This window comes from Virgisporangium aurantiacum (assembly GCF_016863635.1).
Lineage (GTDB): Bacteria > Actinomycetota > Actinomycetes > Mycobacteriales > Micromonosporaceae > Virgisporangium > Virgisporangium aurantiacum.
This window is the reverse complement of record NZ_BOPG01000071.1, coordinates 32,465-45,193: the sequence shown is the minus strand read 5'-3', so window position 1 is coordinate 45,193 and position 12,729 is coordinate 32,465. Positions and strand designations below refer to the sequence as shown.

Annotated in this window: 12 protein-coding genes; 3 read left to right on the top strand and 9 right to left on the bottom strand. The window is 72.2% G+C overall.

Annotated elements, in window-relative coordinates; genetic code table 11:
* Window positions 1-19: 19 nt before the first annotated feature.
* The 5 genes from Vau01_RS46460 to Vau01_RS46440 are packed head-to-tail and all read right to left on the bottom strand — an operon-like array spanning window position 20 to window position 4,479.
* Window positions 20-754, bottom strand: a complete 735-nt coding sequence (locus tag Vau01_RS46460) for a pseudouridine synthase (protein ID WP_204006957.1) — start codon at window positions 752-754, stop codon at window positions 20-22.
* Entirely contained in the window at window positions 744-1,985 is a 1,242-nt protein-coding gene (scpB, locus tag Vau01_RS46455) for an SMC-Scp complex subunit ScpB (RefSeq protein ID WP_373320415.1), read from the bottom strand. Before scpB ends, Vau01_RS46460 begins: the two co-directional genes overlap by 11 nt.
* Window positions 1,986-2,028: 43 nt before the next feature.
* Window positions 2,029-2,913, bottom strand: coding sequence for a segregation and condensation protein A (locus tag Vau01_RS46450; protein ID WP_239152418.1), 885 nt, complete (start codon window positions 2,911-2,913; stop codon window positions 2,029-2,031).
* Between the two features lie 14 nt (window positions 2,914-2,927).
* Window positions 2,928-3,503 carry a hypothetical protein gene (locus Vau01_RS46445; protein ID WP_204006953.1) on the bottom strand — a complete coding sequence of 192 codons (576 nt, stop codon included), beginning with the start codon at window positions 3,501-3,503 and terminating at the stop codon, window positions 2,928-2,930.
* A gap of 37 nt (window positions 3,504-3,540) precedes the next feature.
* The gene (locus Vau01_RS46440) at window positions 3,541-4,479 is read right to left on the bottom strand and encodes a ParA family protein (RefSeq protein ID WP_204006951.1); all 939 of its coding nucleotides are present in this window, start codon (window positions 4,477-4,479) and stop codon (window positions 3,541-3,543) included.
* Between the two features lie 259 nt (window positions 4,480-4,738).
* Between Vau01_RS46440 and Vau01_RS46435 the strand changes: the two genes are divergently transcribed.
* Window positions 4,739-6,217: an alkaline phosphatase PhoX gene (locus Vau01_RS46435; protein ID WP_204006949.1), complete on the top strand. Its 1,479-nt coding sequence runs from the start codon at window positions 4,739-4,741 to the stop codon at window positions 6,215-6,217.
* Here Vau01_RS46435 and Vau01_RS46430 read toward each other — a convergent pair.
* The 4 genes from Vau01_RS46430 to Vau01_RS63945 all read right to left on the bottom strand — a co-directional run bounded on the left by Vau01_RS46430 (window position 6,186) and on the right by Vau01_RS63945 (window position 10,140).
* The gene (locus Vau01_RS46430; protein ID WP_204006947.1) at window positions 6,186-7,256 is read right to left on the bottom strand and encodes a zinc metalloprotease; all 1,071 of its coding nucleotides are present in this window, start codon (window positions 7,254-7,256) and stop codon (window positions 6,186-6,188) included. The two genes, Vau01_RS46435 and Vau01_RS46430, sit on opposite strands and share 32 nt — an antisense overlap.
* Window positions 7,257-7,272: 16 nt before the next feature.
* Complete coding sequence (xerD, locus tag Vau01_RS46425) at window positions 7,273-8,181, bottom strand: site-specific tyrosine recombinase XerD (RefSeq protein ID WP_204007124.1); 909 nt, start codon at window positions 8,179-8,181, stop codon at window positions 7,273-7,275.
* Window positions 8,178-9,293, bottom strand: coding sequence for an alanine dehydrogenase (ald, locus tag Vau01_RS46420; RefSeq protein WP_204006945.1), 1,116 nt, complete (start codon window positions 9,291-9,293; stop codon window positions 8,178-8,180). The genes xerD and ald overlap by 4 nt, the downstream gene beginning before the upstream one ends.
* A 124-nt stretch (window positions 9,294-9,417) precedes the next feature.
* The gene (locus Vau01_RS63945) at window positions 9,418-10,140 is read right to left on the bottom strand and encodes a TM2 domain-containing protein (protein ID WP_239152416.1); all 723 of its coding nucleotides are present in this window, start codon (window positions 10,138-10,140) and stop codon (window positions 9,418-9,420) included.
* A 183-nt stretch (window positions 10,141-10,323) separates the two neighbouring features.
* Between Vau01_RS63945 and Vau01_RS46410 the strand changes: the two genes are divergently transcribed.
* Entirely contained in the window at window positions 10,324-11,763 is a 1,440-nt protein-coding gene (locus tag Vau01_RS46410; RefSeq protein WP_204006943.1) for a GlnX family signal transduction membrane protein, read from the top strand.
* On the top strand, window positions 11,760-12,728 hold the full coding sequence (locus Vau01_RS46405; protein WP_239152414.1) for a glutamate ABC transporter substrate-binding protein: 969 nt from the start codon (window positions 11,760-11,762) through the stop codon (window positions 12,726-12,728). The genes Vau01_RS46410 and Vau01_RS46405 overlap by 4 nt, the downstream gene beginning before the upstream one ends.
* Window position 12,729: the final 1 nt, after the last annotated feature.

Here is a 12,729-nt window from a genome sequence, read left to right as displayed (position 1 = left end):
CGTCACCGGAGAGCGGTAGTCAGGCGGACTCCACCAACCTGAACAGCCCGGCGACCTCCGACGGGCTGAGCCGCCGGGTGCGCCCGGCCTTCAGATCGCCGAGTTTCACCGGCCCGACCGCGACCCGGATGAGCCGGCTCACCGGGTGCCCGACCTCGGCCATCATCCGCCGCACGATGTGCTTGCGCCCCTCGTGCACCACGATCTCGACCAGCACGTTGCGGCCCTCGGCGTCGACGATCCGGAACGAGTCCGCCGACGCCGGCCCGTCCTCCAGCTCGATCCCCTCGCGCAACTGACGCCCGAGCCCGCGCGGGATCGGACCCTGCACGTGACACAGGTACGTCTTCTTCACCTCGTACGCCGGGTGCATCAACTTGTGCGCCAGATCACCGTCGTTGGTGAGCAGCAGCAGGCCCTCGCTGTCGGCGTCGAGCCGCCCCACGTGGTAGACCCGCCGCGTACCCGGTGGCAGGAAGTCGGCCAACGCCGCACGGCCGCGCTCGTCGTCCATCGTCGACACCACACCGCGCGGCTTGTTGATCGCCAGGTACACCCGCGACTTGTCGGTGACGATCCGCTCGCCGTCGACGTGGATCTCCACCGTGGCCGGGTCGGCCCGGTCGCCGAGTTCGGCCCGCCGCCCGTCCACCGTGACCCGCCCCGCGGCGATCAACTCCTCCGCCGCCCGCCGCGACGCGACCCCCGACGCCGAGAGAATCTTCTGCAGGCGCTGGGCACCGTCAGGTTGCATCGGCGAGGGCCTCCACGTCGTCTGGCAGGAACGGAGCCAGCGGCGGCAACTCGTCGACCGAGTTCAGCCCCAACTTCTCCAGGAACAGCGTCGTCGTACGGTACAGGTGCGCCCCGCTGTCGGGCTCACTGCCACACTCCTCGATGAGCCCCCGCGACAGCAGCGTGCGCACCACCCCGTCGCAGTTCACCCCCCGGATCGCCGAAATCCGCGACCGCGCCACGGGCTGCTTGTACGCGATCACCGCCAACGTCTCCAGCGCCGCCTGCGTGAGCCGCACCTGCTGCCCGTCGAGCACGAACCGCTCCACGTAGGGTGCGTACGCCGTGCGCGTGTAGAACCGCCACCCACCCGCGACCGACCGCAGCTCGAACCCCCGCTGCTCCCGGTCGTACTCGGCGGCCAGCTCGGCCAGCATCGCCGCGATCCGCTCGGTCGGCTGCTCGATGATCTGCGCCAACATGATCTCGCCGACCGGCTCGTCGACGACCAGCAAAATAGCTTCGAGGGCGCCTTTCAGTTCCGCTGACGGGACCGCTGCCAGCTGGGCTTCGGTTGCGGCTTCAATCGAAGACGCGTCTGCCCGCTCTCCGGCCAGCGCAGATCCGTCGGGCAGGAGCGGCTCGACCGGCTCGTCGGGCACCAACGGCTCGACCGGCTCGGCCGGGACCATCGGCTCCATCGGCGGCAGCGGTTCCACCGGCTCGAACGGCTCGACGGGTTCCAGCGGCTCCCCCGGAAACGCCGGCTCCGGCTCGAGAATCGCCCCCACCTCGACCGCTACGGCTGGCTCGGCCGCGACCGCCGGCTCGGTCGGCTCCAGGTGGGCGGCGATATCCAGAGTGTCGGACGTATCGGAATCGTCCCATTCCCAATCTGCCTCGGCCACCGGCGCCTCCACGGACCGCTCCGCCGCCGACCGCTCCGCAGCCTCTTCCGCCGCGGGCACTTCCGCAGGCTGCCCCGCCGCAGGTTCTTCCGCCGCCAGCTGCTCCGTGGGCTCGACCGCCGCGGGCTGTTCCGCCACCGGCTGCTCCGCCGCGGACTGCTCCTCGGGCTGCTCGGCCACGGGCTCGGCCGCCAGCTCCTCGGCCGCCAACTCCTCGGCCACGGGCTGCTCCGCTGCGGGCTGCTCCTCGGCCTGCTCGGGCACGGGCTGTTGCTCTTCGGAGCGGGACCATGGTGGCACCCACGCTGCCGCCTGCTCGGCAAGCGACTCGTCACGCGTCACGGGGGATACCTGTCTCTCGGGCGATCTTGGAATTCTGTCCACGCTATGGCGTGTCCGGGAGTCCAGGGTCGGCGGTGGGCTTGGGGGGCGGGTCGGTGGTGCCGGCGTATTCGTCGACCTTCAGGGTGGTGCCGTCGGCGTCGCCGGCGGTCCAGCGGATGGTCAGCTCGCCCAGGGCTTGTACCTGATCGAAACCGACCAGGCCCTCGCGGTACAACTCGAGCAGCGCCAGGAACCGCGCAACCACCTCCAGCGTATTCGCGCAGTCGGCACACAGCACTCTGAAGGTCGCGGTTCTCATCTGCAACAGGCGTTCCCGCAGGAGGTTGGCGTGTTCGCGCACGCTGACCTTGACGTCGTGCACGTGGCTGATCGACACGGTCGGCTCGGGTCGGGGGGTCATGGCCTTCACGGCCAGGGCGGCCAGGCGTTCGGCGCCGATGCCGAGGATCAGCTCGGGCAGGAGGTCGGCGAACTGCGCCTCCATCTGCACCGAGCGGGGATAACGGCGGGACGCGGCCGCCTCCATCTTCTGGAGGAACGCCGCCGCTTCCTTGAACGCCCGGTACTGCAGCAGCCGGGCGAACAGCAGGTCGCGGGCCTCCAGGAGGGCCAGGTCCTCCTCGTCCTCCACCGACGCCGACGGCAGCAGCCGGGCCGCCTTCAGGTCGAGCAGCGTCGCGGCGATGAGCAGGAATTCGCTGGCCTCGTCGAGGTCCCAGTCCTTGCCCATGGCCCGGATGTAGACGATGAAATCGTCGGTGACGCGGTGCAGGGCCAGCTCGGTGACGTCGAGCTTGTGCTTGGCGATCAGCTGCAGCAGCAGGTCGAACGGGCCCTCGAAGTTGACCAGCTTGACGTGGAAACCGGGCGCGACGACCGCCTCGGGTTCCGGCCCCGAGGCGGTACCCGACCCAGGCTCTGCCACCGCAGAACGGTAACTCACGCCCACACCCGCACCAGCGGCCCGGCCACCGTATCGAGCGCCATGAGCAGTGGCGGACGCCCGGCGACCGGCACCACCAGCAGCACGAACGCCACCAGCGCGGCCAGCCGCTCCCACGCGGCCGGGCCGTCGGGGGTGGGCACGGTGATCAGCCGGTAACCGTCGAACGGGGGGACGGGCAGCAGCGCGAGCAGCCCGAAGCACAGCAGCCCGACCGCCACCGACAGCATGAGCTGCGCCGCGTGCGTCGGCGCGACCGCACCGTGCAGCACGTCGGACGGGCGGTAGAGGCGCAGCGGCAGGCCCATGTCGGGGTAGGCCCGGCGATAGGCGACGAACGCCAGCTGGCTGGCGACCAGCGCCGCGACCGGGCCGGCGGCGATCGCCCACCACTCGCGACGACTGGCCGGAGCGGCACCGGGACTGCCCCACCCCGTGCCGCTGAAGCACGCCGCCACGACGCCGAGCGGGTCGAGACGCGTGCTCATGCCGTCACCGGAAACCCCGAAAATGCGCGCGACCGCCGCGCGGAGGCCGACCCCGATGGCGAACGCGCCTATCAGCCCCGCCATCGCCGCGGGCTGTGCGAGAGCCCACAGCATGAACGGTCTAACGAGCGAGACGTTCGTCGTGGGCGGCGATGACCTCACGAGCCAGCTGACGGTAGTTGCGGGCGCCGGACGACGCCGGATCGAGCGTGGTGATCGGCGCGCCCGCCACCGTCGACTCGGGGAACTTGACGGTCTTCGTGATCACCGTCTGGTACACCTTGTCGCCGAACGCCTCCACGACCCGCTGCAGCACCTGCCGGCAGTGGGTGGTCCGGGAGTCGTACATCGTGGCGAGGATGCCCTCGAGCTCGAGGTCGAAGTTGAGCCGCTCGCGCACCTTGTCGATCGTGTCGAGCAGCAGGGCGACCCCGCGGAGGCTGAAGAACTCACACTCCAGGGGGATCATCACGCCGTGCGCGACGGTGAGCGCGTTGATCGCGAGCAGGCCCAGCGACGGCTGGCAGTCGATGAGGATGTAGTCGTACTCGCGCAGCACCGGGCGCAGCACCCGGGCCAGCGCCATCTCCCGCGCGACCTCGTTGACCAGCTGGATCTCGGCCGCCGACAGGTCGATGTTCGCCGGCAGGAGGTGCAGGCCGGCCATGTCGGTCTTGATGAGGATGTCGTCGATGCCGACGTCGCCGTCCATCAGCAGGTTGTAGATGGACAGGTCCATGTTGTGCGGGTTGACACCCAGACCCACCGACAGCGCACCCTGCGGGTCGAAGTCGACCACCAGCACGCGCCGGCCGTACTCGGCCAGCGCCGCGCCGAGATTGATGGTGGACGTCGTCTTGCCGACGCCACCCTTCTGGTTCGCCATCGCGATGATGCGCGCGGGACCGTGCCGGTCGACCGGCGACGGTTCCGGGATCGGCTTGCGGGCCGTGTAGGCGGTCGGATCCGACGGACCGAGTTCGGCACCAATGTCCATCGATGCCTGCTCGGCCCGCATGGTGGTGGTCCACGCCTCGGCCTGCTGCTCCATGCCCGCCATGCTCAGCCTCGCCCTCCAGGCGGCAAGCCCGACACCGGGCCGGCGGGCTGGCCGTCGCCCGACTGTACGACACCGCATGGAACGTCTTCACCAGCGCGTGCGGCGTGTCGCGGATATGAAAGGTTGGCATGTTTCGACACGCTCCGTACGGCGCCGTACGGAGACCGCCCGAGAGTTCATCCAGGTCTATATCCTCAAGGCTTGCTCGGAGCCGGCTCGGAGCCGGCTGGATGCCGACTCATCGTCGAGGAGGACAGTCATGGAGCTGGATCGCCGCTCGTTCCTGGCCCGTGGAGCCGCCGCTACCGGCGGAGCCGTGCTCGCCGCCGCCGTGTTCGACTCCGCCGCCGAGGCGGCCACGCCGCCGAGAAACAATCCCGAGAACTACACCGGCGGCTACGGGCCGCTGCGCCCGGTCCCCGCCGCCAACGACCCCGGCGTGTCGTACTTCGCCCTGCCGGCCGGCTTCTCCTACGTGGTGTTCGGCAAGACCGGCACGCCGATGGTGAGCGACCCGTCGCTGCGCAACCCGAGCAGCCACGACGGCATGGCCGCCTTCGACGGTCCCGGCCGCACCGTGCGGCTGACCCGCAACCAGGAGGACCGCAACGCGCCCGGCCAGGGCACCGTCGGCGGCCCGGCGCAGACCCGGTACGACCAGTTGTCCGGCGGCGGCGTCACCGTGCTCGACTACGACCCGCGCACCCGCACGATCGTCCGCGACCACATCGGCGTCAACGGCACGCACATCAACTGCGCGGGCGGCATCGCGTGGCGCCGCCGGGGCTGGCTGACCTGCGAGGAGACGATCGTCGGCACGCAGGCCGGCTACGGCCGGAAGCACGGGTACGTGTTCCTGGTGCCGATCGACGCGCGCACCACCGTCCCGGCGGAACCGCTCACCGCGATGGGCCGGTTCTCGCACGAGGCGGTCGCCACCGACCAGCGCACCGGCGTGGTCTACCTGACCGAGGACGCCGGCTCCGGCCGCGGCAGCGGCTTCTACCGCTTCCTGCCGCGCGACCCGGCCCGGCTCGACCGCGGCGGTCGCCTGCAGATTCTCATGATCAAGGGACGCCCGCAGGCCGACCTCCGCGAGGGGCAGACCGAACACCGGCGGCTGCCGGTGACCTGGCGCGACATCGAGAACCCCGACCCCGAGCCGGTGGTCGAGGCCGAACTGCCCGGAGCCAACAGCGTGTTCGCGCAGGGCTGGGCGGCCGGCGGCGCCAAGTTCAACCGGCTCGAGGGCATCTGGGCCGCCGACCGCAGCTTCTTCATCGCGTCCACCAGCGGCGGCGACGCCAAGAACGGCGACGTCAACGCCGACGGCTTCGCCGAGGGCTACGGCCAGATCTGGGAGTACGAACCCGGGCACGACGGCGGCGTGCTGCGGCTGGTGTTCGAGTCACCCGGCGGCTCGGTGCTGGACTCCCCCGACAACCTCACCGTCAGCCCGCGCGGCAACCTCCTGGTCTGCGAAGACGACGCCGGCAGCGTCGACGGCGACGAGCACCCGCTCGCCCCCGGCCTGACCGACGTCAACCGGCTCATCGGCCTGACCCGGGCCGGACGCACCTTCGAGTTCCTGGTCAACCGGTTCAGCGCCAGCGAACTGGCCGGCGCCTGCTTCAGCCCGGACGGGCAGACGCTGTTCGTCAACGTCTACGGAACGGCGGCGGAAGGGAGCGGCTTCACGGCGGCGATCACCGGCCCGTGGCGCCGGGGAGTCCTGTGACAACCTCGGCCAGCCGGTCGTGGCCGGGGCCCGCCCCGGCCACGAGGTCGTCGCTGTCGTTGCCGAGCTGACGCTCCGCCCCGGTCCGGAGCAGCAGCGCGACGCCGCGCAGGTCGTCGGGGAAGGCGCCCAGCAGCAGCGACCGCGCCTCCCCCGGCCGCCCGGCGAGCAGCTCGACCAGCCCCATGGCGAGCCGGGCGGCCGGCACACCGGCGTCGAAGCCGACCCGGGCCAGCTCCGCCAGCTCGACGATCTCCTTGTGCTCCACCGGCGTGCGGCTCACCGCAGCGGCGTACAGGTACCACAGCCCGAACTGCACCGTGATCGTCCGCGCGATCGACGCGGCGACCGCGGGATCGGTGCCGTCGGCGTGGGCCATCGCCTGGAGCCGCTCGGCGTCGGGGACGAGATCGTGCGACACCGCCCGGTCGCACTTCGTGATGAACGCGGCGACCGTGGGATCGGGGTCCAGCGCCCGCAGGGTCCGGCTGATCTCCTCCTGGAACTGGATCATCCGGAGCCCGGCGCGGATCTCGGCCGAGGCCGGTCTGGACAGCCAGCGGAGGATCTTGCTGCCGTCGTTGGGCGGCGTCGACCCCGGGATCAGGTTGCCGAGGCCGAGCAGCCCGGCGACCGCCGCCGCGACGATCAGGGCCAGCCGCGTGGTCGCCGGCCCGGGCCACGACGCCACGACGGCGAGCACCGCCGCGGTACCCAGGTTCGCCACCGGGCCGGCCAGGTGGACGAGCGCCATCCGCGCCGGCAACGCGGTCGCCGCCGGCGACGGCCGGGTGAGCACCTCGTTCCGCCACCCGCCGAACGGTGCGATGCGCACGGCCACCACCGGCACCCGCACCGCCAGCGCCGTCACCAGATGGGCGCCCTCGTGCAGCGCCAGGTGCACCCACAACGACAGCCACACCGCACCGGCGGCGACGACCGCACCCGCCGCCGACTCGGTGACCAGCAGCGCGAAGCCCACCGCCACCAGCGTCAGGAAGGCGGCCGCGCAGGCCAGCTGCCACCGGGACGGGATCATCGACAGATAGTAGGGCTTATCCCAACGCCCGTGGATGCGACGTCGCATAGACCTCGCGCAATCGGTCGACCGTGACCAGCGTGTACACCTGCGTGGTCGTCACCGAGGCGTGGCCGAGCAGCTCCTGCACCACCCGGATGTCGGCCCCGCCGTCGAGCAGGTGGGTGGCGAACGAGTGACGCAGCGTGTGCGGCGATACGCCGTCCAGCCCGGTCGTCGACGCGGCGCGGCTCAGCACCGTCCAGGCGCTCTGGCGCGACAGCCGCGCGCCCCGGTGGTTGAGGAACACCGCCGGGGTCCCGCGGCCGGCCGCGGCCAGCGCCGGCCGGCCGCGCACGAGGTAGGCGTCGAGCGCGCGGGAGGCGTAGCCGCCCACCGGCACCAGCCGCGTACGTCCACCCTTGCCGTGCAGCGTCACCAGGCCGGACTGCAGATCGAGGTCGTCGACGTCGAGCCCGACGGCCTCGGAGATGCGCGCGCCCGTCCCGTAGAGCGTTTCCAGCAGGGCGCGGTCGCGCAGGCCGCGCGGGTCGTCACCGGACACCGCGCCCAGGATGCGCTCCACCCGGTCGACGTCGAGCGCCTTGGGCAGCCGCTTCGGCAGCTTCGGCGGTTTCACGTCGGCCGTCGGGTCGGCGTCCGCGAGTCCCTCCCGCGCCGCGAAGCGGTGCAGCCCACGCACCGCGGACGCCGCGCGGGCCGCGGACGCCGCCGAGAGCGGCGCCGGGCCCGTGCGCAGCTCCGCCAGATGCGCACTGACGCTGCCGGGCTTCACGTGGTTGAGGTCGTTTATCTGTGACGCCGTGAGCGCGGCCACGTAGCGACCCAGGTCTCGCCGGTACGCGGACAGGGTGTTCGCCGACAGCGCCCGCTCGACCGCGAGATGGTCGAGGTAGGCGCGGACGGCGCGCTCGAGTTGGTTCAGCTGAGTACGTCCTCGAGCGGGAGGTGCGTCATGCCGTGCGCCTCGGCCACCGGACCGTACGTGACCCCGCCACCGTAGGTGTTGAGGCCCTTGGCCAGCGCCGGGTCGGCCTGCAGCGCCTCGCGCCAGCCCCGGTTCGCCAGCTCCAGGGCGTACGGCAGCGTGACGTTCGTGAGCGCGTACGTGCTGGTGTGCGGCACCGCGCCGGGCATGTTGGCCACGCAGTAGAACATCGAGTTGTGCACCCGGTACGTCGGCTCGGCATGCGTGGTGGGCCGCGAGTCCTCGAAGCAGCCGCCCTGGTCGATGGAGATGTCGACGAGCACGCTGCCCGGCTTCATCCGCTTCACCAGTTCGTTGCTGATCAGCGTCGGCGCCTTCGCGCCGGGCACCAGCACCGCGCCGATCACCATGTCGGCGTCGAGCACCGCCCGCTCGATCTCGAACAGGTTCGACGCGACGGTCTGCAGGTGACCCTGGTAGATGCGGTCGGCCTCGCGCAGCTTCTGCACGTTCTTGTCGAGCAGCAGCACCTCGGCCTGCATGCCCAGCGCGATCGCGGCCGCGTTCATCCCGCTGACGCCGGCGCCGATCACCACGGTCTTGGCCGCGTACACGCCCGAGACGCCACCCATCAGCACGCCCCGGCCGCCGCCCTGCCGCATCAGGTGGTACGCACCCACCTGCGGCGCCAGCCGGCCGGCCACCTCGCTCATCGGCGCGAGCAGCGGCAGCGACCGGTCGGGCAGCTCGACGGTCTCGTACGCGATGCCGGTGACCTGCCGCTCGACCAGCGCGTCGGTGCACGGCTTCGACGCGGCGAGGTGCAGGTAGGTGAACAGCACCTGCCCCTTGCGCATGCGCCCGTACTCCTCGGCGATCGGCTCCTTGACCTTCAGGATCAGGTCGCCCTCGTCCCACACCGCGTCGGCCGACGGCAGGATCGTCGCGCCCGCGGAGTGGAACTCCTCGTCACTGATCGACGACCCGAGCCCCGCCCCCGACTCGATGAAGACCTGATGGTCGTTCCGGACGAACTCGTGCACCCCTGCCGGGGTGATCGCCACCCGGTACTCGTGGTTCTTGACTTCCCGGGGAACCCCAACCTTCACGACCAGCCACCTCCCGCGGTGCCACGCGCGGGCGGCGCCGTTGCCGCCGGCTCCTCGTGACGCGGGCGCCGCTAAGCCGAAGTGTAAGTACCCCCTGGCCGGGGTTTCATATACCCCGCCCGGATCAGCGGAGGCGGCGGCCCTTGCTGTCCTTGCCGCCGTAGCCGAGGAACACGATCCCGTCGATGACGGGCCAGGCCAGCCCGACCCAGAACAGCGCCCACACGGAGTTCGCCTCGAAGCCCAGCCCGGCGCACATCGTGAACGCGAACAGGAACCAGCCGCTCACCAACTGGAGCAGGGCGATCGCCACGTGGCCGGTGTACAGGCGACCGGCGCCGAAGGCGCCCAGGAACACCTGGAGCAGGCCGGCGGTGAGGCTGGACCGGTCGGACATCGGCTCGCCGGTGAGCGGGTCTGTCTCGCCCTGGGCGTAGCCCGGTGCCACGACCGGGAACACGCCGGTGGGCATCGGCGGGGCCGACGCGGGCAGACCGGGATACGGGATCGGCGACACCGGGCGGGGCTGCGGCATCGCCACCGGAACGACGGTGGTGAGCGGCTGCTGGGCGTACGGGGGGACGGTGGGACGCAGCAGCGGGTTCGGCGGCGGGACGGCGAACCGGGGTGGCGCCATCCGGGGCGGCTTCGGCGTCGGGACCGGGCCGGGCGGGTGGGCGGCGGCCATCGGCGGACCGGCGGGCGGCACCGAAAGCGGGGGGTGGAGCGATGGCGGGTGCGGCCCGAGCTTCCGCGGATCCGCCTCGTCGACCGGTTCGTGCCACGCCGCGGGCATGGGCGGGAGGGGGACCTCCGTCCGCCGCGGGCGGTCAGGCCGATCTGCCATGCGATTACGGTAGCGCCTGCGGTCCACCAGATGGGAGAGCCCATGTGCGCCATACAGAGACCCAACTGATGCCCCCGCGTTCGCCCACCGGGTAACCACGCGCTGGCCCCAACCGGTTACCGTTGACCCCGGTCGTTGCGTCGTACCGGCGCTCATTGATGAGCCGCCTACCAGGGGGAGGTGGTGGCGACGGTACAGACACCGTTGCACAGCGCACCGCCCGGCGAGGGACACCGGGTCGTGCCGGCCCAGCCGAGCGGTCCCGTGCTGCCCGCGAACGCGAATGCGGGCACCAACGGACAAGCCGTCGTCCTCCCCGGCGGCCCGGCCCGCACCGGCCTGCGCCGCCGCGTCGCCGCGTGGTTGCGGCGCACGCCCGGGCTGCTGCTCCTCTTCACCGCGGGCCTGGTCGCGCTCGGGCTCGCGGCCGGCGCCACCGGCATCGCCGCGGTGCGGCAGCGGTCCGACCTGGTCGGCGGTGTCGCGGCCGGCAACGGTCCGCTGGTGGTCGCCGCGCAGGACCTCTACCGCGCGCTCTCCGACGCCGACGCCACCGTGGCCAGCGCCTTCCTCCTCGGCGGCACCGAGCCGCCGGCGCTACGCACCCGGTACCAGCAGGACCTCGCCGCGGCCAGCGACGCCCTGGTCCGGCTCGCCGCCGGCGTCACCGCAGAGGCCGCCGACGCGCCGCTGCGGCAGATCTCGGCCAACCTGCCCGTCTACGCCGGCATCATCGAGACGGCGCGGGCGCTCAACCGGCAGCAACTTCCGCTCGGCGCGGCATACCTGCGGGAGGCGTCGGCGCTGATGCGTGACGCGCTGCTCCCGGCCGCCCAGCGCCTCTACACCGCCGTGTCGGTGCAGCTCAAGGACGCCCGCGACGACGCCTCCGCCGCACCCTGGCTCGCCCTCCCGCTCCTGCTCCTGGCGCTGATCGGCCTCCTCGCCGTGCAGGTCTTCCTGGTCCGGCGCACCAACCGCGTCTTCAACCTCGGGCTGGTGGCCGCCACCGCGGCCGCGCTCGTCGCCGTCCTCTGGTTGGGCATCGCGTGGGTCGGCGCCGCCGGTCACCTCGACGCCAGCCGCGACGAGGGTTCGGCACAGGTCGACGTGTTCACCGAGGCGCGCATCGCCGCCCTGCAGGCGCGCGGCGACGAGTCGCTCACGCTGGTCGCGCGCGGTGCCGGCGCCGCGTTCGAGAAGCGCTTCGCGGAGACGATGAACCGGCTGGCCGGCGAGAACGGCAACGGCGGCCTGCTCGCCGACGCCCGCGCGAAGGCCACCGACGCCGCCGGCCGGGCCGCCGCCGACGCCGCGATCGCCGACGTCAAGGCCTGGCGCGACCTGCACAAGCGCATCCGCGAGCTCGACGACAGCGGCCAGTACCCGGAGGCGGTGAAGTTGGCCGTCGGCACCGACGACGCCGGCGCCGGCGGCATCTTCAACCGGGTCGACGAGCACCTCGCGCAGGGGCTGCGGCACGGCGGCGACATGTTCGACCGCGAGGTCGCCAGCGCCGGTGACGGGTTCGGCGGCGTCGCCGGTGGCCTCGGGTTCCTCACCGCGTTGATCCTGATCGGGGTCGTGGTCGGGATGGCGCAACGCGTCATGGAGTACCGATGAAGGCGATCAAAGCAGCGGCGATCGCGGCGGTTCTGCTGGTGGCCGGCTGCACGGCGGCGCAGAAGCCGACCGACCCGGCCGACACCACCCCGGTGCAGCCGCGTCCCGCCGGGGTGCAGGACCCGGCGGTGCTGCCGTCGGCCCCGCCCTCGACGGCCACCTGCGACCCGCTGGCCAGCCTGCGCCCCGGCGCCCTGCCGCCGCCCGGCCAGCCGCCGGCGGGCTCGACGATGGCCCGCATCGCGCAGCGCGGCCGGCTGATCGTCGGCGTCAGCCAGAACACGTACCTGTTCGGGCACCGCGACGCGAAGACCGGTGAACTGGTCGGGTTCGAGGTCGACCTGGCGAAGGAGGTCGCGCGGGCGCTGTTCGGCGACCCGACGAAGATCCAGTTCCGGTCGATGACCGCGGCCGAGCGCATTCCGGCGCTGATGAACGGCGACGTCGACCTCGTGGTCCGCGCGATGACGATGACCTGCGACCGGTGGCAGCAGATCTCGTTCTCCACCGAGTACTACACCGGCGGCCAGCGGCTGCTGGTGCCGGTCGACTCGCCGGTGAAGACCATCGACGACATGGGCGGCAAGAAGGTGTGCGCGGCCACCGGCAGCACCAACATCACGGCGATCGCGGCGGCGAAGTCCAAGCCGATTCCGGTCGCCGCGCCCGACGCGCTCGACTGCATGGTGCTGCTGCAGCAGGGTCAGATCGACGCGGTCTCCAGCGACGACGCGATCCTGGCCGGGTTCGCCGCGCAGGACCCGGCCACCCGCGTGGTGGGTCCGGCGTTCGCCGCCGCGCCGTACGGGATCGGCATCGCCAAGCCCAACGCCGACCTGGTGCGCTTCGTCAACGGTGTGCTCGACAAGGTCCGCGCCGACGGCACCTGGACGGCGATCTACAACCGGTGGCTGACCACGCTCGGCCCCGCGCCCGCGCCGCCGCCGGCCCGGTACCAGGCGTAGA

What these genes read in the sequence shown, in the direction of transcription:
- Vau01_RS46460 (WP_204006957.1), bottom strand. Translation starts at nt 754, where the DNA reads ATGCAACCTGACGGTGCCCAGCGCCTGCAGAAGATTCTCTCGGCGTCG.
- Vau01_RS46445 (WP_204006953.1), bottom strand. Translation starts at nt 3,503, where the DNA reads ATGGCGGGGCTGATAGGCGCGTTCGCCATCGGGGTCGGCCTCCGCGCG.
- Vau01_RS46440 (WP_204006951.1), bottom strand. Translation starts at nt 4,479, where the DNA reads ATGGCGGGCATGGAGCAGCAGGCCGAGGCGTGGACCACCACCATGCGG.
- Vau01_RS46435 (WP_204006949.1), top strand. Translation starts at nt 4,739, where the DNA reads ATGGAGCTGGATCGCCGCTCGTTCCTGGCCCGTGGAGCCGCCGCTACC.
- Vau01_RS46430 (WP_204006947.1), bottom strand. Translation starts at nt 7,256, where the DNA reads ATGATCCCGTCCCGGTGGCAGCTGGCCTGCGCGGCCGCCTTCCTGACG.
- Vau01_RS63945 (WP_239152416.1), bottom strand. Translation starts at nt 10,140, where the DNA reads ATGGCAGATCGGCCTGACCGCCCGCGGCGGACGGAGGTCCCCCTCCCG.
- Vau01_RS46405 (WP_239152414.1), top strand. Translation starts at nt 11,760, where the DNA reads ATGAAGGCGATCAAAGCAGCGGCGATCGCGGCGGTTCTGCTGGTGGCC.